At 60.9% G+C, this 21,518-nt stretch carries 19 protein-coding genes; 9 read left to right on the top strand and 10 right to left on the bottom strand.

Annotation, left to right across the window (positions count from 1 at the left end):
• Positions 1–5 precede the first annotated feature (5 nt).
• The 7 genes from JOE33_RS02910 to JOE33_RS02880 form a co-directional block, all read right to left on the bottom strand.
• Positions 6–1,157: a M20 family metallopeptidase gene (locus JOE33_RS02910; RefSeq protein WP_187626150.1), complete on the bottom strand. Its 1,152-nt coding sequence runs from the start codon at positions 1,155–1,157 to the stop codon at positions 6–8.
• On the bottom strand, positions 1,154–2,581 hold the full coding sequence (locus JOE33_RS02905; protein ID WP_096243689.1) for a M20 family metallopeptidase: 1,428 nt from the start codon (positions 2,579–2,581) through the stop codon (positions 1,154–1,156). The genes JOE33_RS02910 and JOE33_RS02905 overlap by 4 nt, the downstream gene beginning before the upstream one ends.
• A complete protein-coding gene (locus JOE33_RS02900; RefSeq protein WP_096131406.1) occupies positions 2,578–3,600 on the bottom strand; it encodes an oligopeptide/dipeptide ABC transporter ATP-binding protein in 1,023 nt (340 codons plus the stop codon). Before JOE33_RS02900 ends, JOE33_RS02905 begins: the two co-directional genes overlap by 4 nt.
• Positions 3,597–4,598, bottom strand: a complete 1,002-nt coding sequence (locus JOE33_RS02895; protein WP_004418028.1) for an ABC transporter ATP-binding protein — start codon at positions 4,596–4,598, stop codon at positions 3,597–3,599. The genes JOE33_RS02900 and JOE33_RS02895 overlap by 4 nt, the downstream gene beginning before the upstream one ends.
• Positions 4,599–4,614: 16 nt before the next feature.
• On the bottom strand, positions 4,615–5,523 hold the full coding sequence (locus tag JOE33_RS02890) for an ABC transporter permease (RefSeq protein ID WP_032614679.1): 909 nt from the start codon (positions 5,521–5,523) through the stop codon (positions 4,615–4,617).
• 8 nt (positions 5,524–5,531) lie between these two features.
• Positions 5,532–6,449, bottom strand: coding sequence for an ABC transporter permease (locus JOE33_RS02885; RefSeq protein ID WP_003348343.1), 918 nt, complete (start codon positions 6,447–6,449; stop codon positions 5,532–5,534).
• 101 nt (positions 6,450–6,550) lie between these two features.
• Positions 6,551–8,071, bottom strand: coding sequence for an ABC transporter substrate-binding protein (locus JOE33_RS02880; protein WP_096131408.1), 1,521 nt, complete (start codon positions 8,069–8,071; stop codon positions 6,551–6,553).
• 206 nt (positions 8,072–8,277) lie between these two features.
• Between JOE33_RS02880 and JOE33_RS02875 the strand changes: the two genes are divergently transcribed.
• The 4 genes from JOE33_RS02875 to JOE33_RS02860 all read left to right on the top strand — a co-directional run bounded on the left by JOE33_RS02875 (position 8,278) and on the right by JOE33_RS02860 (position 12,056).
• Positions 8,278–9,186 carry a LysR substrate-binding domain-containing protein gene (locus JOE33_RS02875; protein WP_003408081.1) on the top strand — a complete coding sequence of 303 codons (909 nt, stop codon included), beginning with the start codon at positions 8,278–8,280 and terminating at the stop codon, positions 9,184–9,186.
• Between the two features lie 174 nt (positions 9,187–9,360).
• Positions 9,361–10,266: a GTP cyclohydrolase FolE2 gene (gene folE2 / locus JOE33_RS02870; protein ID WP_074594344.1), complete on the top strand. Its 906-nt coding sequence runs from the start codon at positions 9,361–9,363 to the stop codon at positions 10,264–10,266.
• 11 nt (positions 10,267–10,277) lie between these two features.
• Positions 10,278–10,838: a carbonate dehydratase gene (locus JOE33_RS02865; RefSeq protein WP_024646862.1), complete on the top strand. Its 561-nt coding sequence runs from the start codon at positions 10,278–10,280 to the stop codon at positions 10,836–10,838.
• A gap of 51 nt (positions 10,839–10,889) precedes the next feature.
• The gene (locus tag JOE33_RS02860) at positions 10,890–12,056 is read left to right on the top strand and encodes a DUF1624 domain-containing protein (protein WP_187626233.1); all 1,167 of its coding nucleotides are present in this window, start codon (positions 10,890–10,892) and stop codon (positions 12,054–12,056) included.
• Positions 12,057–12,104: 48 nt separating this feature from the next.
• On the opposite strand, the gene JOE33_RS02855 is transcribed toward JOE33_RS02860, so the two are convergent.
• Positions 12,105–12,710, bottom strand: a complete 606-nt coding sequence (locus JOE33_RS02855) for a helix-turn-helix domain-containing protein (RefSeq protein WP_003423969.1) — start codon at positions 12,708–12,710, stop codon at positions 12,105–12,107.
• 289 nt (positions 12,711–12,999) lie between these two features.
• Here JOE33_RS02855 and glnT point away from each other — a divergent pair, with 289 nt between their 5' ends.
• From glnT to JOE33_RS02830, 5 genes are all read left to right on the top strand, one after another.
• Complete coding sequence (gene glnT / locus JOE33_RS02850; RefSeq protein ID WP_010434809.1) at positions 13,000–14,334, top strand: type III glutamate--ammonia ligase; 1,335 nt, start codon at positions 13,000–13,002, stop codon at positions 14,332–14,334.
• Between the two features lie 117 nt (positions 14,335–14,451).
• Entirely contained in the window at positions 14,452–15,372 is a 921-nt protein-coding gene (locus tag JOE33_RS02845) for a glutamine amidotransferase family protein (protein ID WP_096140493.1), read from the top strand.
• The gene (locus tag JOE33_RS02840; protein ID WP_032614689.1) at positions 15,369–16,052 is read left to right on the top strand and encodes a protein glxC; all 684 of its coding nucleotides are present in this window, start codon (positions 15,369–15,371) and stop codon (positions 16,050–16,052) included. Before JOE33_RS02845 ends, JOE33_RS02840 begins: the two co-directional genes overlap by 4 nt.
• A gap of 15 nt (positions 16,053–16,067) precedes the next feature.
• Entirely contained in the window at positions 16,068–17,408 is a 1,341-nt protein-coding gene (locus JOE33_RS02835; RefSeq protein WP_010434814.1) for an FMN-binding glutamate synthase family protein, read from the top strand.
• A gap of 547 nt (positions 17,409–17,955) precedes the next feature.
• Complete coding sequence (locus tag JOE33_RS02830; RefSeq protein ID WP_209924033.1) at positions 17,956–19,281, top strand: ammonium transporter; 1,326 nt, start codon at positions 17,956–17,958, stop codon at positions 19,279–19,281.
• Positions 19,282–19,793: 512 nt separating this feature from the next.
• Here the strand turns inward: JOE33_RS02830 and JOE33_RS02825 are convergent.
• Both JOE33_RS02825 and JOE33_RS02820 read right to left on the bottom strand, forming a co-directional pair.
• The gene (locus JOE33_RS02825) at positions 19,794–20,831 is read right to left on the bottom strand and encodes an LLM class flavin-dependent oxidoreductase (protein ID WP_096125807.1); all 1,038 of its coding nucleotides are present in this window, start codon (positions 20,829–20,831) and stop codon (positions 19,794–19,796) included.
• Between the two features lie 206 nt (positions 20,832–21,037).
• Complete coding sequence (locus JOE33_RS02820; RefSeq protein ID WP_010433418.1) at positions 21,038–21,373, bottom strand: hypothetical protein; 336 nt, start codon at positions 21,371–21,373, stop codon at positions 21,038–21,040.
• Positions 21,374–21,518: the final 145 nt, after the last annotated feature.

Genomic DNA, 21,518 nt, shown 5'->3' with positions numbered 1-21,518 from the left:
CTGCGTCACACATCCCCCAGCGCCAGAATCGTCGCGACCAGCGCCTGGCCTCTGGGCACCAGGGTGTTCAGTTCCAGGTACTCGCGGTCGGTGTGGACCTTGCCGCCCACCGGGCCGAGGCCGCACAGGGTCGGGATACCCAGGCTGGCGGTGAAGCCCGAGTCGGCGCAACCCCCGGTGAACTCGCCTTCAACGCTGAAACCCAGTTCCTGCGCGAGGCTCTGGTAAAGGCTCAGCAACTCGGTACTGTGCCGGGCTTCCATCGGCAGGAAGGTGGTGGCTTCCAGCAGTCTGGCTGACGTGCCGGGCAGTTCCTCTTCGGCGACGATGGCCTGCACGGCGGCCAGTATTTCCTCCCATTGGCGAAGCTCGATAAAACGCACATCGAGCTTCGCCGTTGCGCTGGGCGCTACCGTGTTGCTGGAGGTACCGCCGCAGATCAGCCCGACATTGGTGGTGATGCCCGCCGCGTAATCAGTCAGCGCATGCAACTTGATCACCTTGTGCGCCAGCGCCTGGATGGCACTGGCGCCGTCGGCATGATTGACCCCCGAATGCGCCGCGCGGCCGCTGACTTCGATGATCAGCGTGGCACCGCCTTTGCGCGCGCTGACCACATTGCCGCTGGCGCGTCCCGGTTCGGGGTTGAGCACCGCGCTCGCCTGGCGGGCGTAGTGTTCGATATGAGTGCGAGCGCTGGCTGAGCCTATTTCCTCGTCGCCGGTGTAGAGGATCTGCACCGGAAACGGCAGCGGGCCTGCGCGCTTCAAGGCTTTCAGCGCGAAGCAGTTGAGTACCAGTCCGCCCTTCATGTCGGCCACGCCAGGGCCGTAGGCCAACTCGGCGTCCTTGGTATGGCCGCGGGTGGACGTGGTGCCCTTGGGAAACACCGTGTCGCGGTGCCCAAGCAGCAGCACCGGTTTTCCGGGGCCGCCGGGCAATTCGGCGAGTAGTACATCGCCAAACCCTTCGACCGGGATGCGCGTGACGTCGATACCGTCGGCCTGCAAATGCTCGACAAGCAGGTCCCCGACAGCGTCGACGCCGACCTTGTCGTAACTGTTGGAATCGGTATCGACCAGGCGCTGCAGCAGCGCTTCCATCGCCTCATATTGCTCGGCCAGCCACGCGGTAGCGTGCAGTTGTGCCTCATTCATTCACTCAGCTCCTGTGCCCGCTGCTCCCGGGTCAATCTTGCGCCGTCCGTGCCCAGGTCCCAGAACAGTCCGGCCATGATTTGCAGGCTCTCCTTGACCACCGGAGCCAGCAAGTGCTCGTCAGGTGCATGCTGCGAGCACGCCGGGTATGAGTGTGGTACCCAGACTGTTGGCAGGCCCAGCACTTCAGCGAACACGTCATTGGGCAGCGAACCGCCCAGATTGGGCAGCAGCGCGGGTTTCTTGCCCGTGGTGGCGGCCAGCGAATCCAGCGCCCAGCCGACCCACGGGCTGTCCGGCGACAGACGCGTGGCGTGCATTACTTCCATGCGCGTCTGCCGGACCTCGACACGATCGAAGCCATGAGCATCCAGGTGCGCACGCACGGCAGGGATGAACGCGTTGTAATCGCTGTCGACCACAAAGCGAATGTGACACAACGCGTGAGCCTTGCCGGGAATGGCGTGTACCGGGGCGTCCGGGTTGCCGGTCTTGAAAGCGAGGACGTCGAGGGTGTTCCAGCCGAAGACTTTTTCGCTGAGTGACAGCGCCGGGTTGCCCCAGTCGGCGTCGATGTACGGGTCGCCGGGGCCGCCGCCGACCTCGATATCCGCCAATGCGGCCTTCACCGCGTCGGGGATGGCTTTGGGCATGAGCCCCGCGACTTTCACCCGACCGTGCTCATCGACCATGCTGGCGATCGCATTGGCCAGAATGATTCCCGGGTTGGCCAGCAGGCCGCCCCAGTTGCCGGAATGGTGTGCGCCTTCGCGCAGGTTTACCGTCAGCTCGAAGTTGAATACTCCGCGCGAGCCGAGAAACAGGGTAGGGCGTGCCGCCGCCAGGCGCGGGCCATCGGAGGCAATGAAAATATCGGCGGCGAGTTCTTCTGCGTGCGCCTGGCAGAACGCGCTCAAGCCAGGTGAGCCATCTTCTTCGCCCATTTCCAGAAGCAATTTGACGTTGAAACCCAGCTTGCCGTCGCGAGCCTTGAGGGTTTGCTCCAGTGCCGTCAGGTTGATCAGGTGCTGGCCCTTGTTGTCGGCGGTGCCGCGTCCATACCAGCGCTCGCCACGTTCGATCACCTGCCACGGCGACAGGCCGGTCTGCCACTGCGCGTCATAGCCGCGAACCACGTCCCCGTGCCCGTAACTGAGCAGCGTCGGCAGTTCAGCGCCTTCGATGCGCGTGGCGATCATCAGCGGGCCGCGTCCTGCGACCGGGTTGTCATGCACGGCAACGCTGAAACCCAGACGCTCGACATGCGGGGTGATGAACTCATGAAGATAACGATACAGCTCGGGCAGGCTCTCGGCCTCCTGGCTCTGGGTCGGGTAGGCAACGCTTTTGCCGAGCAGGGCGAAAAAGGCGCCGTTGTCGAACTGTTCCGTGACGTTTTCGATGGCGTGCGAACGGCTACTCATGAGGGCATCTGCTCCAGAGGTTTCGAGGTGTCGTGCAGGTGGCAGCGAACGGTGCCGCCTTCCATGCGGCCAATGGCCGGGGCTTTTTCCTTGCACACCGGCATGCAGGCCGGGCAGCGCGGATGAAAGGCGCAGCCGGACGGCGGCGACATGGGGTTGGGAAAAGTGCCGTGCAAACCCAGGTCAGGAATACCCAGATGTGGGTCCGGGGTCAGCACCGAGTCCAGCAACGCCTGGGTGTAGGGATGGCCGGGTCTGGCGAACAATGATTCGCGGCTGCGCTCTTCGACGATCCGCCCCAGGTACATGACCGCCACGCGGTCGGCCAGATGTTCGATGACGGCCAGGTTGTGGCTGATCAGCAGGTAAGTCAGGCCGAATTCCTGTTTGAGGTCCTGCAACAGATTGAGTATCTGCGCCTGTACTGAAACGTCCAGCGCCGAAGTCGGTTCGTCGCAGATCAACACATCCGGGCGCATCACCAGCGCCCGGGCAATCGCCACACGCTGGCGCTGGCCACCGGAAAGCTGGCTCGGGTAACTGTCGATCACGCGCTTGGGCAAGCCGACCACGTCCATCATCGCTTCGGCGCGCTGGCGACGTTCGGCCGGGGTGCCGATGCCATGCACGATCAGCGGCAGCGTGACGATCTCGCGCAGGGTCTTGCGCGGGTTGAGTGACGAGTAGGGGTCCTGAAAGATCGGCTGAATGCGCCGCGCCATCTCCTTGCGGTCGGTACCGGCGAGGTGCTTGCCGTTGACCAGTACGTCGCCGCTGCTGGGCGCAAGGAGACCCAGCAGCATCTTTGCCAGGGTACTTTTACCGCAGCCCGATTCGCCGACCAGCCCGAGTGTCTCGCCGCGCATCAGGCGCAGCGAAACACCATCGACGGCTTTGAGCGTGGCATTGGGTTTGAAAAAACCACGACTGATGCTGAATTCGCGGCGTATATCGCACAGTTCCAGCGCGATGTCTTTCTTGACGCTGGCAGTCGGAATCTGTTTCACGGCGGTATTCATGACGGTACGCCCTCACGGTGAAACACAGGTTCGGCGCCCGCTGCGGCAAACAGGCAGCGAGTCATGTGGTTGTGGCTATTGATCGGCGGGACGTCGTCGGCACAGGCCGGGATCGCTTGTGGGCAGCGATTGCGAAATGCGCAGCCGTGTTGCTCGCCGACCAGACTGGGCACCAGCCCCGGAATCGACCCCAGCGGCTGGCCCGGCTGAGTGCGTCCGGGGATCGGAATGCTCGCCAGCAAACCGCGGGTATAAGGGTGTTGCGGGTTCTCGAACAACTCGATGGCCGGGGCGGTCTCGACGATCTGTCCGGCGTACATCACCGCGACCCGGTCGGCGATACGTGCCACCAGCCCCAGGTCGTGGGTGATGAAGATCACGGCCAGACCCAGCTCCTTCTGAATGTCGCGGATCAGCCGCAGGATCTGCGCCTGAATGGTCACGTCCAGCGCAGTGGTCGGTTCATCGGCGATGATTACGTCCGGTTCGCACATCAGGGCCATGGCGATGATCACCCGCTGACGCAGGCCGCCGGACAATTGGTGCGGATACTGGCGCAGGCGCTCGCCCGCGTTGCTGATCCCGACTTTCTCGAGCATCTGCGCGGCGCGCTGCAGGGCCTCCTTGCGTGACACCTTGCGGTGTCGGGTGAGCACTTCGCTGAGCTGATCGCCAATGCTGTAGGCCGGGTTCAGCGAGGTCATGGGCTCCTGAAAGATCATCGCCAGGCGGTTGCCGCGCAGGTCGCACATCTGCCGCTCGCTCTGGGTCAGCATGTCGATGCCATCCAGACTCAGGGTCGTTGCGGTACGCCGGGCCTTGCGCGGCAGCAGGTCCATGAGCGCCAGCGAGGTCAGGGATTTGCCGCAGCCGGACTCGCCGACGATGCACAGCATTTCGCCGCGCTCGACCTGAAAGTCCAGGCCGCGCACTGCGTGGAGCGTGTCTTGCCCGAGAGGAATCTCGACACGCAGGTTTTCAACATGCAACAGCGCCATGTGCGTATCTCCTCTGTCAGTTGCGCCCGTCGGGCAGGATCAGGTCGCGCAAGCCGTCACCGACCAGATTGATGCCCAGCACCAGCACCATCAGGGCAACACCTGGAATGGCGATGACCCAAGGGGAAAAGAACATGTACGGTTTGCCCTCGGCGATCATCAGCCCCCATGAAGGAATGGGCGGCTGCACACCGACCCCGAGAAACGACAGTGCCGACTCGAGGAGGATCGCGTGAGCCATTTCCAGCGTAGCGACGACGATCAGCGCACCGACCAGATTGGGCAGAATTTCGCTGGCCAGAATGCGCAGCGTCGAGCAACCCAGGGCCTGGGCCGAGGCGACGTATTCGGCGTCACGAATCTGCTGCACGGCAGCGCGTACTACCACGGCAAAGCGGTCCCAGAGCAGGCAGCCAAGCAGCACGATCACCACTTTCAGCGAGCCACCGATCAGCGATGCAGAGGCCAGCGCGATCATCACCACCGGCATCGCCAGGCGTGTGGTGATCAGGTAGCTGATCAGCGCATCGGTCTTGCCGCCAAAATAGCCGGCCAGCAGGCCCATGATGGTGCCGATGATTCCGGAGATCAGCGCGGCCGAGAAACCGATGAACAGCGAGATGCGTGCGCCGTAGAGCAGGCGCGACAGGTAATCGCGGCCCAGTTTGTCGGTGCCCAGCACGTAGTCCCAGGTGCCGTTGGCCATCCACACTGGCGGTTTCATGCGCAGCATTACGTCCTGCGCATAAGGGTCGTAGGGGGCCAGCCAGGGTGCGAGCAGTGCGCCGAGCAGGATGATCAGCAGCAGTATCGCGCCGATGGCGAAACCGCGATGCGCGAAGCTGCTGCGCAAGGTACGCCAGACGCTGCGTGCCGGGGGCTGGTAATCGTTGATCAGCAGCGGCGATGAGGTGGTTGTGCTCATGGGGCCTCCTATTTCACGCGGATGCGCGGGTCGAGCAGTGCATTGAGCACGTCGGCCAGCAGGGTGAGGACGATGTAGATCACCGCGATCAACAGCACGACCGCCTGGACCACCGGGAAGTCGTCACGGGCAATCGCGTCCCAGGCCAGCTGGCCAATGCCTTGCAGCGAGAAAACCGTTTCGATGACCACCGAACCGCCAAGCATGAAACCGAACTCCACGGCGGCGAGGGCCACCACCGGAATCAGCGCGTTGCGTAACGCATGCTTGAACAGCACGGTGGCAGGGCGCAGGCCCTTGGCCCGCGCAGTACGGATGTAATCGGAGTTGAGCACGTCGAGCATGCCCGCACGGGTCAGGCGCATGATCGCCGGCGTGGCGTAATAACCGAGGGCGATGGCAGGCATCACGAAGTGCGCCCAGGTCGAATTGCCCGACACCGGCAGCCATTTCAGGGTGACTGAAAACACCACAATCAGCATCAGTGCGAACCAGAAACTCGGCATGGCCTGACCCAGTACTGCGATGCTCAGTGCCAGGCGATCAATCCACGTGTCGCGTTTCACCGCGGCCAGCACACCCAGCGGAATGGCAATCAGCAACGCAATACTCAGGGCCATCGCGCCCAGCCCGAGCGTGATCGACAGCCGCGAGGCGATCAGGTTGTAGACCGACTCCTGAAAGAAGAACGAGTCGCCCAGGTCAAGACGCACCACGTCGGCCAGCCATTCGAAATACTGCGTCACCAATGGCTTGTTGAGGCCGTACTGCACACGGATCTGTTCGATCTGCTCGCTGCTGGCTTCCGGCCCACCGATGGCAGTGGCCAGATCGCCAGACAGGTGCAGCAGGGAAAAGCTGATCACCGACACGGTAATCGCTACGCACAGGGCAATACCCAGGCGGCGCAAGAGAAATCCGAACATGGCAAGTGACCTTGTGTTCAGGGGATGACGGGGTGGCTGACCCTGCTGCAAGGCGCGGCATGCGCCTCACAGCCAGGTTCACCGACTGGCTCGGGCAAGGCTTATTTCCAGCTCGACAGCACGAAGCGCGGCAGCTCGTCCGGGTAAGGCTTGAAGTTCAGGTCCGAGACATAGGCGTAGTTCATCGAATAGTTGAACAGTGGCGCCCAGTAGGCCTGCTCGCTGATGCGCTGCAACGCCTTGCGGTAGTTGTCCTTGCGCACCTGCGGGTCCAGCGCGTTGTCGGCGGTCTGCAGCCAGCCCTGGACTTGCGGGTCCTTGATGTTGTCGTCAGGGTTGCCCTTGAACCAGGTGCCGGCCGACGCCGAGGTATCGAGAATCGAGAACGAGCCCCAGGCCTGGAACGACATCGGTACCTTGCCGCCGCGCTGCTGATCACGCAGGGCTGCGTACTTCAGGTAACGCAGCTTGGCGTTGATGCCCACGGCGCGCAGGTTGCCGATGATGGCTTCCACGTAATCGCGGTCGCGGTAGGCGAAGATTTCGGTTTCAAAACCGTTCGGGTAGCCGGCTTCGGCGAGCAGCGCCTTGGCCTTCGCCGGGTCGTAGTTGTAGACCGTGGCGGCGGTGGTGTCGCAGCCAAACTGGCCAGGGTAGCAGGCGACTTGCAACGGCTTGCTTTCGCCACCGACCAGTTGCGAGGCCAGGCCGTCACGATTGATCGCGTAATTGATCGCCTGACGTACCTTCAGGTGCTTCATCGGCGAATCGGCGCTGGAGGTGCCGCGTGCATCCAGAATCAGAAAGCCGATGCGCATGGTCGCACCGCTGGTGACCACCAGATTGGGCATGGCCTTGAGGTTTTCCGCCTGATCCGGCGCCACTCGCCAGGTCCAATCGACGCCACCGGTCATCAGCTCGGCCAGACGCGTTTCGGCATCGGCGATCACGCGAAAGTTGATGTGACCGATCTTCGGCTGACCCTGGGGACTGTCCTTGAAGTAGTCCGGGTTCTTGTCCATCTTCACGCCTTCGCCCGTGGCGATGGCCGTGACCTTGTAAGGCCCGGTGCCGATCGGCTTACGACTGAACCCAGCCATGCCGACTTGTTCGAAATACTTTTTCGGAAACATCGGGACAGCGTTGGAGAGGTATTCCAGCGCAGGCGGGAAGGGCTTTTTCAGGTGCAGGCGGACGCTGTAGTCACCGAGTTTCTCGGCGCTCTTGATCCAGTCGACGTTTTGCACGGTGACCACCTTGGACTCGGGCGACACCACATAATTGAGGGTGAACACCACGTCATCTGCGGTAAACGGGTCGCCGTTATGAAACTTCACACCCTGGCGCAGCTGGAAATCGATTGTCGTATCGTCGACCTGTTTCCAGCTGGTGGCGAGCATCGGTTGGTATTCGCCATTGTCCGGGTTGCGATAGACCAGGTTGTCCCAGATCAGACGACCGAGGATCACGCCTTCGCGCAAATCATTGTGATAGGGGCTGATGTTTTCCGGTTCGCTGTCCGAGGCGTAGACCAGTGTGTCGTCAGCCTTGCCGGCCAGGACGGAGAAACTGCTGAACAGGCTCAATAGCGCGATGCTGCGAGCGAAACCCTTGATTCCCATGCCGTCGTCTCCAAAAGGCAAAGTGGATGTATCAAAGGGCAGTGGGTCGCAAATGCGAGAAGGAAGAAGCAACGAGGTCGCAGTGTTCTTTTGATTGGCTTCTTTTGATGAGTTGCGCCTCGACACGACTCTAGGCAAAGCGTATCAATGCCACAAGCACAATATTTCGAACCTTTCATTGCTGAAAAGGCAACGCAGGAGCATCGATGCAACTCTACGGCGTACAGTCCACAGCCTTGCGCTACTTCCTCGAAGTGGCGCGGTGCGGATCGATCAGCGAAGCCTCGATCCGCCTCAATGTCGCGTCTTCGGCAGTCAGTCGACAGATCAGCAAACTGGAGCGGGAGCTGGATGCTGTGCTCTTCGAACGTCAGGCGCGCGGCATGATGCTCAGCGAGGCGGGTGTTCGTCTGGCGGCCTATGCGCGCAAATCACAGCTTGAGGCCGAGCAGGTGGTGCTGGAAATCACCGAGCTGCAAGGCTTACAGCGTGGTCATGTGCGCATCGCCTGCTCGGAGGGCTTTGCCCTGGATTTTCTGCCGCAGTGCATTGCGCGCTTTCGGCGGCAGTACCAGGGCATCCATTTCTCGATGGAGGTCTGCGCCCCGGCGCAAGCCACCGAACGGGTGCGCTCGGGCGATGCAGACCTGTGCCTGACCTTCAGCCTGACGCCGCAGAACGAGATCAAGGTCGAGCACATTCACAGCGGCGCGATCTGCGCAGTGGTCAGTCATAACCATCCGCTGGCCGCACGCAAGGAGGTCACGCTGGCTGAACTTCAGCCTTACGCCATCGCCCTGACCAACACCGACACGACCTTGCGCCAGTTGTTTGATATCTGCTGCGGCGTGCAGGGCCTGCTGTTCGATCCGGTACTGACCAGTAACTACATCGGCGCGTTGCTGCGGTTTGTACGGGAGGAGGGCGGAATCAGCCTGTCCAGCGAGATGACGCTGGACAAACGCGCCCATGAAAAACAGCTCAAATCGCTGCCGATCAGCGACGATGGCATGAAGGCACGGCGTATCGAGTTGCAAAGCATGGCCGGGCGCAACCTGCCGGCGGCAGTCGCCGCCTTTCGGGATTTTCTGATCGAGGAGCTGGCAAAGACCTGAGCCGCTGGCGGTATTGCGAGGGCGCGGTGCGGGGTGAGTAACGTTTGGTTGATGAAGTTAACAATCATGATGTTATAGTGTAACGAATTTATGGCCGTGCACTGTACGGCTGTGAACCGCCAACATCAGGCTTCGCCCACGTGGTGAAGTTCGCCAACGAGACGAACGACGCACATGAACAAACCTCTCCCGGATGTTGCCCTGACGGAAATTTCCCCGGCGCTGGTGTCACTCGACTGGGTCGGCATGCAAGGTGTGGAGGTGCCGATCAGACTGGCTGAAGCGAGCATTCGTCACCCGGTTCACGCGCATGTCGATCTGCAGGTCGATCTGGCCGACCCGAGCGTCAAAGGTATCCACATGTCACGACTCTATCGGTTGCTCGACGGCTATGCCGAGCGCCAGATCGTCAGTCCCGATACGCTGGCTGCCTTGCTGGAAGCCATGGTCGAGAGTCACCTCGACTGCCACTCCAGTCACGCCCGGCTGACGCTGAGCTTCAATCTGCTGTGCCGGCGGCCGGCATTGATTACCGAAGGGCTCAGCGGCTGGAAATCCTACCCCGTTAAGCTTGAGGCTACCTGGCATGCCGGCCGTCTGTGCCTGGACAGTTCGGTGGATGTCACCTACTCGTCCACCTGTCCGTGCTCGGCCGCATTGTCTCGCCAACTGCTGGAAGAGGCATTCGCGGCGCGCTTCGGCAGGCAGTCGTTTGTCGATCCGATGCAGGTCGCGAGCTGGCTGCGCGAAAACGCATCGCTTGCCACGCCGCACAGCCAACGCAGCGTTGCGACGGTGAAGGTGCGGGTGTCGGAGCAAGCGGCTGAACTGGGCCTGATGACGCTGATCGACAGTGTCGAGCAGGCGCTGGGCACTCCGGTACAAACCGCCGTCAAGCGGGCCGACGAGCAGGCCTTCGCGCGGCTCAACGGCCAGAACCTGATGTACGTCGAAGACGCCGCGCGCAAGGTCCAGCAAGCACTCGAAGGCCGCTATGCAGCCTCCAGCGTCAGTGTCCGTCACTTCGAAAGCCTGCATCCGCACGATGCCGCTGCCCAGACTTCCAATTACCTGTCCTGAGGTTTCATTCCGTGATCCGTAAAAATCCTTCCGGCCATCTGCCGGTCATTGCCGAGTCCGCCTACATCGATAAGACCGCGATCATCTGCGGCAAGGTGATCATCAAGGACAACGTGTTTGTCGGCCCCTACGCCGTGATCCGTGCCGACGAAGTCGATGCCAGCGGAGACATGGAACCGATCGTCATCGGTGCCAATTCCAACATTCAGGACGGCGTGGTGATCCATTCGAAATCAGGTGCTGCTGTCACCATCGGCGAGTTCACCTCGATCGCCCACCGCTCTATCGTGCACGGACCTTGCATAGTCGGAGACCGTGTGTTCATCGGTTTCAATAGCGTGTTGTTCAATTGCCAGGTCGGCAACGGCAGCGTGGTCAGGCACAACTCGGTGGTCGACGGTCGCGATTTGCCGGAGCACTTTTACGTGCCGTCCACCACCCGGATAGGGCCGGGCACTGACCTTTCGCAATTTCCGCCGGTGAGCATTTCGGCTTCGGAATTTTCCGAAGATGTGGCGCATACCAATATTGATCTGGTGCGCGGCTACAAGGCGCTTCAGAACGAGTTCTGACTCAGTACACCTTCGACTCATTGCACTTCCGCCCACGGATCTGGATCTTTCATGACAACAGCTGTTCACTCAACCCGGGCACCCGCATCACGGCTGCGCTCGATCGATGCTCTGCGCGGGCTGATCATTCTTTTCATGTTGCTGGACCATGTCCGCGAAACGTTCTTCATGCACCATCAGGTCATCGACCCGATGGACGTCACAACCACTGCGCCCGAGCTGTTCTTCAGTCGGACGCTGGCGCATTTGTGTGCGCCTCTGTTCGTCCTGCTGACCGGGCTTTCGGCGTTCCTCTATGGCGAGAAACACCAGGGCAAAACCGACGTTTCGGCGTTCCTGCTCAAGCGCGGTCTGTTTCTGATTGCGCTGGAGTTCACGCTGGTGAGCTTTGCCTGGACCTTCCAGTTCCCGCCGACCATCATCTACCTGCAAGTGATCTGGGCCATCGGCCTGAGCATGGTCGCGCTGTCGCTGATGGTGTTCCTGCCGCGCTGGGCACTGGTGCTCATCGGTGTGCTGATCATCGCCGGGCATAACCTGCTGGACACGCTGCATTTCGGTGTCGAGTCGGCCATGCACGTGCCGTGGGCGATTCTGCACGACCGTGGCTGGATCGAGGCTTCCGATAACCTGCGCTTGCGTACGTCTTATCCGTTGTTGCCGTGGATCGGCATCATCGCACTGGGCTACGCCGCAGGCCCCTGGTTCTCAAGCAGCTACGATGCGGCGAAACGCCGTGCGAATCTGTGGAAGTGTGGGGCAGGGGCGTTGCTGGGCTTCGTGGTTCTGCGCCTGATCAACGGCTACGGTGAAAAGCCGTGGAGCGTCGGCGACAGCGGTATACAGACGCTCATGAGCTTCTTCAACATCACCAAATACCCGCCCTCGCTGCTGTTCATCTGCCTGACGCTGGGGATTGGTCTGTTGATCCTCATCGCCTTCGAACGTGGTCAGGAAAAAAGCGTTTTGCGGCCGCTGGTGGTGCTCGGTTCGGCGCCGATGTTTTTCTACCTGCTGCACCTTTACGTGCTGAAGATCCTCTACCTGATTGCCTTGGCGATCTGGGGGACCAATCAGGGCACCTACTTCGGTTTCGACCACATGTGGGGTGTCTGGCTGACGTCGGTGGTACTGGCCATACTGCTGTTCCCGGCGGTGCGCTGGTTCGCTGCGCTCAAGGCACGTCGTCGGGATATCAGCTGGCTGAAATACTTCTAGTCCCCGCAACAGCGGTACGCCTGCAGGCGTACTGCTTCTCGCTTGGCGTCAATCTCCGTGCGCCCCGTAGTTCATGATCGACAGCAGTTTGATCGGCACTTGCACCAGTTGCTCGGGGCCATGGGGAATGTCGCCGTCGAAGGTCAGGCTGTCACCGGCCTGCATCGGATACAGCTGGTTGCCATGACGGTAGATCAGTTCACCTTCCAGCAGGTGCAGGAACTCCGTGCCTGGGTGTGAGAAGGTCGGAAACTCTTCGCTGGCATCGTCCATCGTCACCATGTACGCCTCGAAACTCTTCTTCGGCCCACGGGTATGGTTGAGCAGGTGATAGGTGTGGCCTTTCTCGGTGCCGCGCCTCACCACTTCGAGTCCTTCATCGGCCTTCACCAGCAGGGCGCTGCTGCCTTGCTGGTCGTACTGGCTGAACAGTTTGGACATGGGCATGCCCAGCACGTCGCACAGGCGGCTGAGGTTGTCGAGGCTGGTCGAGACCTGCGCGTTCTCGATCTTGCTCAGCATGCCCTGGCTAATACCGGCAATGCGCGCCACGTCGGCGAGCTTCAGTTCCTGTGCCTGGCGCTGACGCTTGATCTGAATGCCCAGGTACTGTTCGAGCTTCAATTTCGGATGAGGGTCGGTCGGCATATTCATCGGCTTTGCACACTTTCCGTTCAATAATTTTTATTTCGCACTGGGAATGTGCGTTTCGCTACGGCCGTGGCGCTGCCGGATTGCAGATTATTCCCAGAGGGAAAACGAGTTTCCCATATAAACAGCTGAATTACCCCTCCTGAGTCGCCTCGTTTAACTGGCATACCAAACTGGCAAGCGCCTTGCATTCCTAAAGGGAAAGTAACTTTCCTGTTCGGAATATATCCCGAAAGGCAGTGAATAGCGGTCCTTCCCTGAAACGTTTTGCTTTTGCCAGGAGACACGTCCCATGTTGCCACCCGAAACACAACGTCTGATCGAACAGCACGGCATCAAGTACGTACTGGCCCAGTTCGTCGACATTCATGGTTCGGCCAAGACCAAATCGGTTCCTGTGACAGGTCTTGAAATGGTTGCAGAGGACGGTGCCGGCTTTGCCGGTTTCGCAATCTGCGGCATGGGCATGGAGCCTCACGGGCCGGACTTCATGGCCAGGGGCGATCTGTCATCGCTGACACCGGTGCCGTGGCAGCCGGGCTATGGTCGGGTGGTGTGCATCGGGCATGTGGATGGCAAACCCTGGCCTTATGACAGCCGTTATGTGCTGCAGCAGCAGGTCGAACGCCTCAGCCAGCGCGGCTGGACCCTCAATACCGGCCTGGAGCCCGAGTTCAGCCTGTTCAAGCGTGATGTCACCGGCAGCCTGCAGATGGTCGATGCCAGCGATAACCTCGACAAGCCGTGCTACGACTACAAGGGGCTGTCGCGTTCTCGCGAGTTTCTCGAGCGCCTGACCGAGGCATTGCAGCCGGTGGGTTTCGACATCTATCAGATCGATCATGAAGACGCCAACGGCCAGTTCGAGATCAATTACACCTACAGCGAGGCCATGGAATCGGCCGACCGTTTTACCTTCTTTCGCATGGCCGCCGGTGAGATCGCCAATGACATGGGCATGATCTGCTCGTTCATGCCCAAGCCCGACCCCAAGCGTGCCGGCAATGGCATGCACTTTCACTTGTCGATCGCCAGTGCCAGCAACAAGAACCTGTTCCACGATGCCAGCGATCCCTCCGGCATGGGGTTGTCGAAGCTGGCCTATCACTTTGCCGCGGGCCTGCTGGCTCACGGCCCTGCGCTGTGTGCCTTTGCCGCACCCACGGTCAACTCCTACAAACGCCTGGTGGTCGGCAATTCACTGTCGGGCGCCACCTGGGCTCCGGCCTTCATTGCCTTTGGTGCCAACAACCGCTCGGCGATGGTGCGCGTGCCCTATGGCCGCCTGGAGTTTCGTCTGCCCGACGCCGGCTGCAATCCGTATCTGGTCAGCGCCGCGATCATTGCCGCAGGGCTCGACGGTATCGACCGGCAACTGGAAATCGATCACGTCTGCAACGAGAACCTCTACAAATTGAGCCTGGAAGAGATTGCCGCACGGGGCATCAAGACCCTGCCGCAGTCGCTCAACGAAGCCTGCGATGCGTTGCAGGCCGACCCGCTGTTTGCCGAAGTGCTGGGCAGCGAGATTGTCGACGAATTCATCCGCCTCAAGCGCATGGAGTGGGTGGAATACAGCCGTCACGTGAGCGACTGGGAAGTGAAACGCTATATCGAGTTTTTCTAGCTGCACGTTTCAGGCTTCCAGCTGCAAGAAGAAGCTGGATTGCGGCGTATTTGATTTTTCTGTCTATGCGGTTGGCTTGCAGCTTGAAGCCTGCCGCTCCCGAACAAGGTGAGGCTTATGTGCGGAATCGTTGGTTTGTATCTGAAAAACCCGGCGCTGGAGTCGCAACTCGGCAAGTTGTTCGAGCCGATGCTCGAAGCCATGACCGACCGCGGACCGGACAGTGCCGGGTTCGCCATCTATGGGGATGAAGTGGCGCAGGGCTGGGTCAAGCTGACCTTGCAGGCCACTACCGAACAGTATGATTTCACGGCGCTGATTGCGGCGCTGCAAGGCAGGTTGAACGCGCCGCTGGACTGGTTTCAGAACGCCAGTGCCGTGGTGTTGAAAATTCAGGCAGAAGAAGCTCCGGTGCGCGCTGTGCTGGCGGAATTGGCACCCACCGTGCGCATCATGAGTGCCGGTCAGAGTATCGAGATCCTCAAGGGCATGGGCCTGCCGCGGGAGATTTCCGAACGCTTTGGCCTGGCGTCGATGCAGGGCAGTCACATCATCGGCCACACCCGCATGGCCACCGAAAGCGCCGTGACCATGGAAGGCAGTCACCCATTCTCGACGGGCTCCGACCTGTGCCTGGTGCACAACGGCTCGCTGTCCAACCACTTTCGCCTGCGCCAGAACCTGCGCCGCGAGGGCATTCACTTCGAGACCGACAACGACACTGAAGTGGCCGCGGGTTATCTGGCCTGGCGTCTGCAGCAGGGCGACAGCCTGAAACAGGCGCTCGACAAGTCGCTTGAAGACCTCGACGGCTTCTTTACCTTCGCCATCGGCACACGCAATGGTTTTGCGGTGATTCGCGACCCGATCGCCTGCAAACCGGCGATCCTTGCCGAAACCGATGACTACGTCGCCATGGCCTCGGAATACCAGGCGCTTTCCAGCCTGCCGGGGATCGAAAACGCCAGGGTCTGGGAACCGGTCCCGGCCACCATGTACATCTGGGAACGCGAGCCAGCCGAGGGAGCACGCCCATGAAAACCGTCGATCTTTCCAGCGCCACCGTGCGTGATCTCAATCAGGCCCTGCACGATCAGGCCAAGCAATTGCAGGACCGCGAATGGCTGGTCACGCATCCCGATGGCGCACATAACCTGGCGGTCGGCGTCAACGAAGCCATCTCCGTCGATATCCAGGGCCACGCGGGTTACTACTGCGCGGGGATGAACCAGAAAGCGTCGATCACCGTGCACGGCAACGTCGGTGTCGGCTGCGCGGAAAACATGATGTCCGGCGCTGTGCGGGTCAAGGGCAGCGCCTCGCAGGCGGCCGGCGCGACAGCACATGGCGGCCTGCTGGTGATTGAAGGCGATGCCGGGGCGCGTTGCGGGATTTCCATGAAAGGCATCGACATCGTGGTCGGCGGCAGCATCGGCCACATGAGCTGCTTCATGGGCCAGGCCGGGCGGCTGGTGGTCTGTGGCGACGCCGGCGATGCGCTGGGCGACTCGCTGTATGAGACGCGGATCTACGTCAAAGGCAAGGTCGAGTCACTGGGCTCTGACTGCATCGCCAAGGAGATGCGTGAAGAGCATCTGCAGGAGTTGCAGGAGTTGCTCAATCGCGCGGGCTTCAACGAGAAGGCAGCGGATTTCAAACGCTACGGCTCGGCCCGTCAGCTGTACAACTTCAAAGTCGATAACGCCTCCGCGTACTGATCCAGGAGCATTACCATGAGCGACCCTATCAGCCACAAACCTGCTCCAGTCCTGCGCGAGTCGGCCACTTTCGATCGCCTGACCATTCAGGAAATCCAGCGTGCTGCGGAAACCGGCATCTACGACATTCGCGGTGGCGGCACCAAGCGCAAGCTGCCGCACTTCGACGACCTGCTGCTGCTCGGTGCCAGCGTGTCGCGCTACCCGCTGGAAGGCTACCGCGAGAAGTGCGGCACCGACGTGGTGCTCGGCAATCGTTTTGCCAAGAAGCCGTTGTATCTGAAAATCCCGATAACCATTGCCGGCATGAGCTTCGGCGCGTTGTCGGCCAACGCCAAGGAAGCACTGGGCCGTGGCGCGACCATCGCGGGGACCAGCACCACCACCGGCGACGGCGGCATGACCCCGGAAGAGCGTGGCCAGTCGCAGCATCTGGTCTATCAGTACCTGCCATCGCGCTATGGCATGAACCCGGACGACCTGCGCAAGGCCGATGCCATCGAAATCGTGCTGGGGCAGGGCGCCAAGCCTGGCGGCGGCGGCATGTTGCTGGGCATGAAAGTGACCGAACGTGTCGCCGGCATGCGTACCTTGCCGGTCGGCGTCGATCAGCGTTCTGCATGCCGTCACCCGGACTGGACCGGCCCTGACGACCTGGCGATCAAGATTGCCGAGATTCGCGAGATCACTGACTGGGAAAAACCGATCTACGTGAAGATCGGCGCCAGCCGTCCTTACTATGACGTGAAACTGGCCGTGAAAGCCGGCGCCGACGTGATAGTGCTCGACGGCATGCAGGGCGGTACGGCGGCGACTCAGGAAGTGTTCATCGAACACGTCGGCATCCCGATTCTGCCTGCCATCCCGCAGGCCGTGCAGGCGCTGCAGGAAATGGGCATGCACCGCAAGGTGCAGTTAATCGTCTCCGGCGGCATCCGCAACGGCGCCGACGTGGCCAAGGCCATGGCGCTGGGTGCCGACGCAGTGGCGATCGGCACGGCGGCATTGATAGCACTGGGCGACAACCATCCGCGCCTCGACGAAGAACTGAGAAAGATCGGCTCGGCAGCGGGTTACTACGACGACTGGCAGAACGGCCGCGACCCGGCGGGCATCACCACCCAGGACCCGGAACTGTCCAAACGTCTCGACCCGGTCGAAGGCGGCCGGCGGCTGGCCAACTACCTGCGCGTACTCGTCCTCGAAGCCCAGACCATGGCCCGTGCATGCGGTAAATCCCACCTGCACAACCTTGACCCGGAAGATCTGGTGGCACTGACCGTCGAGTCAGCAGCCATGGCCCGAGTGCCCCTGGCCGGAACGTCATGGATTCCGGGTTCAGGGTCGGGTTACTGACGCCATAACGTGCTTTCGAACGCGATGTACTGACTGACGCCATAACGTGCTTTTCGATCACGATGGCACAGACGACGCAAATTGCGACGTAAGTGACGGCTGAGTCCTGGCGCTGATCCGGGGGTAGCCTGGCAGGACGCCAGGCTAGCCGCACCGGGCCATGGATGGCCCGTTGCGGCGACCCCCGGATCAGTGACAGGGCGAAGGAACCCGACGAAGTCGGGCCGGAAACGGAGCCAGGGGGTTTGGTTACTTTGGCCCCATCAAAGTAACTCGCCGAGGGGCGAAAAGGTGACCTGAGCCAAACACCAATCCATCTGATGTCAACGAACCGCTGTGTGATGCAGAGCGTCACGAAATGCATTACCACGCGGAGCGTAGGAACGAGCGTCGCAATGTGATTTTTGATCACGTTGGCCCCCGCGAGAATTGAGTGCATACCCACGGAGTGCACGACGATGAACCTCAAGAGGCCGAAGAGTCTCGCCTGTCCCAATGACCCTCTTTGCTGCCAGACACTTTCCATTCATTTGCGGGAGCTTTGAACATGGTCAATCGTCTACACGGCAAATCCCTTACAGCTTTACTCGCGCTCGGCGCCTTTGCTCCGATTGTGCAGGCAGCTGACGCACCCGTTCTGAACACCGGCAGCACCGCCTGGATGGCCACCGCAGCCGTACTGGTGCTGTTCATGTGCCTTCCGGGGCTGGCACTGTTTTACGGCGGTCTGGTACGGGCCAAGAACATGCTGTCGTTGTTCACCCAGTGTTTCGGTATTGCCGGGGTCGTGGGCGTGTTGTGGGTCATCTACGGCTACAGCATGGTGGTGGACACCAGCAACATGGTCGAAGGGCAGGTGAGTTTCAACAGCTTCGTTGGCGGCCTGAGTCGTGCGTTTCTGGCCGGCATGACGCCGGACAGTCTGGTTGGCGACATTCCGGAGGGTGTGTTCGTGACCTTCCAGATGACCTTCGCCATCATCACGCCGGCACTGATCGCCGGGGCCTTCGCCGAGCGCATGAAATTCTCTGCGGCGCTGCTGTTCATGGCGCTGTGGTTCACCCTGGTGTATGCGCCGGTTGCCCATATGGTCTGGGGCGGGGCGGGTGCGTTGATGCACAACTGGGGCGTGCTGGATTTCGCCGGCGGCACCGCAGTGCACATCAATGCCGGTGTCGCGGCACTGGCGGCATGCCTGGTACTGGGCAAGCGCAAGGGTTATCAGAACACCCCGATGCCAGCGCACAACCTGAGCCTGACCATGGCCGGCGCGGCGATGCTCTGGGTTGGCTGGTTCGGTTTCAATATCGGTTCCGGTGGCGGGCTGAACGGTACGTCCGGCATCGTCATGCTCAACACGCAAGTGGGGGCGTGCGCCGGGATACTCGGCTGGATGTTCACCGAGTGGCTCAAGGTCGGCAAGCCCAGCGCCCTGGGTCTGGCAAGCGGTGCATTGGCAGGGCTGGTCGGCATCACCCCGGCGTGTGCCTACGTCGGAGTCGGCGGGGCACTGGCGATTGGCGTGCTGTGCGGGGTGTTCTGCTACCTGAGCGTGACCGTGCTGAAGAAACGCCTGGGCTATGACGACAGCCTCGATGTCTTCGGCCTGCATGGCATCGGCGGGATGATCGGTGCAGTGCTGACCGGCGTGTTCTGCGTCCCCTCACTGGGCGGCCTGGTACCTGATGTCAGCATGGCGGCCCAAGTGATTGCCCAGATCAAAGGCGTGCTGTTCACCACCGTATACTGCTTCGCGGTCAGCTGGATCATCCTCAAGGCCGTCCAGGCACTGATCGGCCTGCGCGCGCATGAATCAATGGAAGAAATGGGCCTGGACCTGGCCGAGCATAACGAGCGGGCTTACAACCATTGAGAGGGCTGTCGTGCCCATAATAAAAGCACCTTTTAATCGCGATGGCACAGACGACGTAGAGTGCGACGTAAGTGACGGCTGAGTCCTGGCGCTGATCCGGGGGATGCTGTTCGGTTGAAGAGCAGCAGGACGCCGAGTTAGCCGCACCGGGCCATGGATGGCCCGTTGCGGCGACCCCCGGATCAGTGACAGGGCGAAGGAACCCGACGAAGTCGGGCCGGAAACGGAGCTGGGACTTTGCTTACTTTGGTCCCTCAAAGTAAGGCGCCGTAAGGGCGCAAAGGTGACCTGAGCCAAACACCAATCCACCTGATGTCACCGAACCGCTGTGTGACGCAGAGCGTCACGAAAGGCATTACCACGCGGAGCGTGGGAACGAGAGTCGCAATGTGATTTTCGATTCGGGCAGAAGCCTGGAAGCCTTTTATTTGGAGCCTCCAGGACTTGCGTATAACGATGAGCGCAGAGCATGGGTACAATAATCAATACAGTCTGGAAACCGCTCGCTCGGCTCAACGAAACACCGGCACCACATGCTTGATGAACAGCTCGAGCGATTTCTTCTTCTCGGCGTGCGGCAGGCTGTTGTCGCACCAGAAACTGAACTCGTCTACACCCAACTCCTGATAATGACGAATACGCGGAATGATCTCCTCCGGAGTACCGATCATGGTGTTTTTGCGGATGTTGCCCAGCTCGAACTCCGGACGCTCCTTGAATTTCTCTTCCGGGCTGGGCGCCAGAAAACCGTTGACCGGCGTCTGTTTGTTGCCAAACCACGCGTCAAAAGTGCGGTAGAACTTCGCGATGGCAGTGGCGCCCACTTTCCAGCCTTCAGGATTATCTGCGGCATGCACATGCGTGTGGCGCAGTACCATCAATTGCGGGCGGGGCACGTCGGGGTTATTGGCCAGCGCGGCTTCGAACTTGTTCTTCAGGTCGACAACTTCTTCGTCACCCTTCATCAATGGGGTGACCATCACGTTGCAGCCGTTCTGCACGGCGAAATTGTGCGAGTCGGGGTCGCGCGCAGCGATCCACATCGGGGGCGTGTTGATCGGCTTGGGCACGGAAGTCGAGGTCGGAAATTTCCAGATGTCGCCATCGTGGGCGTAGTCCCCTTGCCACAGCGCACGTACCACCGGGACCATTTCACGCAACGCCTTGCCGCCTTCGGAGGCTGGCATGCCGCCGGCCATGCGATCGAACTCCACCTGATAGGCGCCGCGTGCCAGGCCGACTTCCATGCGCCCGTTGCTGATCACGTCCAGCAGCGCGCATTCACCCGCGACCCGCAATGGATGCCAGAACGGCGCAATGATGGTGCCGGCGCCCAGATGAATACGCGTGGTCCTGGCCGCCAGATACGCCAGCAGAGGCATCGGGCTTGGCGAGATGGTGTATTCCATCGCGTGGTGTTCGCCGATCCAGACTGTGCTGAAGCCACCTTGCTCGGCCATCAGCGTCAGCTCGGTCAGGTCCTCGAAAAGCTGGCGATGACTGACACTGTCATCCCAGCGTTCCATGTGCACGAACAACGAAAACTTCATGACACTTACCTCGCTTAAATCCTGGCGCCTGCACCGGCGTGATGAGTTATTGTTGTCTGATGGTATACCGTAATACTTTCGGTGCAAGTGTTTTTTGCGGTGCTGCTCCTCGCCGCGAAACGCAACGACAGAAACGAAAAAAGCGCCTCATGGGAGGCGCTTTCGGATGTTGCGGATTCAGCCGGGGCTGGCTCGATCAGTCGGGATCAACTGCAGGCTTCGGATTCGATGTAGTCAGCCGTGGAGTCACGAATCACCGGGCCCATGCCGCTCACGGCCTTTGCCTGTTCCATGATTTCCAGAGTGGAACCGGTGCCGACCAGGTTCACCGTATGGTTGGCGCAGTTATAGACCCGCTTGGAGTAGATCACCCCAAGCATGCCTTCACGCCGGGTGATCACCACGCGCTCCTTTGCGCTGCCGCTTTTCTCTACCAGTGCGTGCTGACCGGTCGGATCATGAGGTATGGATAGGGTTTTGCCTTCGGCATGCGCCGACAGGGCAGGGATCATCAGGGCCAGAAAACAGGCATGCAATTTCATCGGTGCTCCTGCGGATGAATGCGGGTTCGTTGGATCCAAAATTTACTACCGTAATGCGCTTCTGGATAGCAGGGCGAGCTGCCTCTCGTCGGCTTGTTTTCAGCGAATCGCCTCCCGCATCCGGCCAAAAATCCATTAAAGCTGT

Source organism: Pseudomonas sp. PvP027, assembly GCF_017833005.1.
Classification (GTDB): domain Bacteria; phylum Pseudomonadota; class Gammaproteobacteria; order Pseudomonadales; family Pseudomonadaceae; genus Aquipseudomonas; species Aquipseudomonas congelans.
Note: the sequence above shows the minus strand (reverse complement) of the source record. Positions and strands in the feature narration are given on the sequence as shown.

What these genes read in the sequence shown, in the direction of transcription:
- JOE33_RS02910 (WP_187626150.1), bottom strand. Translation starts at nt 1,157, where the DNA reads ATGAATGAGGCACAACTGCACGCTACCGCGTGGCTGGCCGAGCAATAT.
- JOE33_RS02905 (WP_096243689.1), bottom strand. Translation starts at nt 2,581, where the DNA reads ATGAGTAGCCGTTCGCACGCCATCGAAAACGTCACGGAACAGTTCGAC.
- JOE33_RS02900 (WP_096131406.1), bottom strand. Translation starts at nt 3,600, where the DNA reads ATGAATACCGCCGTGAAACAGATTCCGACTGCCAGCGTCAAGAAAGAC.
- JOE33_RS02895 (WP_004418028.1), bottom strand. Translation starts at nt 4,598, where the DNA reads ATGGCGCTGTTGCATGTTGAAAACCTGCGTGTCGAGATTCCTCTCGGG.
- JOE33_RS02890 (WP_032614679.1), bottom strand. Translation starts at nt 5,523, where the DNA reads ATGAGCACAACCACCTCATCGCCGCTGCTGATCAACGATTACCAGCCC.
- JOE33_RS02885 (WP_003348343.1), bottom strand. Translation starts at nt 6,449, where the DNA reads ATGTTCGGATTTCTCTTGCGCCGCCTGGGTATTGCCCTGTGCGTAGCG.
- JOE33_RS02880 (WP_096131408.1), bottom strand. Translation starts at nt 8,071, where the DNA reads ATGGGAATCAAGGGTTTCGCTCGCAGCATCGCGCTATTGAGCCTGTTC.
- JOE33_RS02875 (WP_003408081.1), top strand. Translation starts at nt 8,278, where the DNA reads ATGCAACTCTACGGCGTACAGTCCACAGCCTTGCGCTACTTCCTCGAA.
- folE2 (WP_074594344.1), top strand. Translation starts at nt 9,361, where the DNA reads ATGAACAAACCTCTCCCGGATGTTGCCCTGACGGAAATTTCCCCGGCG.
- JOE33_RS02860 (WP_187626233.1), top strand. Translation starts at nt 10,890, where the DNA reads ATGACAACAGCTGTTCACTCAACCCGGGCACCCGCATCACGGCTGCGC.
- JOE33_RS02855 (WP_003423969.1), bottom strand. Translation starts at nt 12,710, where the DNA reads ATGAATATGCCGACCGACCCTCATCCGAAATTGAAGCTCGAACAGTAC.
- glnT (WP_010434809.1), top strand. Translation starts at nt 13,000, where the DNA reads ATGTTGCCACCCGAAACACAACGTCTGATCGAACAGCACGGCATCAAG.
- JOE33_RS02845 (WP_096140493.1), top strand. Translation starts at nt 14,452, where the DNA reads ATGTGCGGAATCGTTGGTTTGTATCTGAAAAACCCGGCGCTGGAGTCG.
- JOE33_RS02840 (WP_032614689.1), top strand. Translation starts at nt 15,369, where the DNA reads ATGAAAACCGTCGATCTTTCCAGCGCCACCGTGCGTGATCTCAATCAG.
- JOE33_RS02835 (WP_010434814.1), top strand. Translation starts at nt 16,068, where the DNA reads ATGAGCGACCCTATCAGCCACAAACCTGCTCCAGTCCTGCGCGAGTCG.
- JOE33_RS02830 (WP_209924033.1), top strand. Translation starts at nt 17,956, where the DNA reads ATGGTCAATCGTCTACACGGCAAATCCCTTACAGCTTTACTCGCGCTC.
- JOE33_RS02825 (WP_096125807.1), bottom strand. Translation starts at nt 20,831, where the DNA reads ATGAAGTTTTCGTTGTTCGTGCACATGGAACGCTGGGATGACAGTGTC.
- JOE33_RS02820 (WP_010433418.1), bottom strand. Translation starts at nt 21,373, where the DNA reads ATGAAATTGCATGCCTGTTTTCTGGCCCTGATGATCCCTGCCCTGTCG.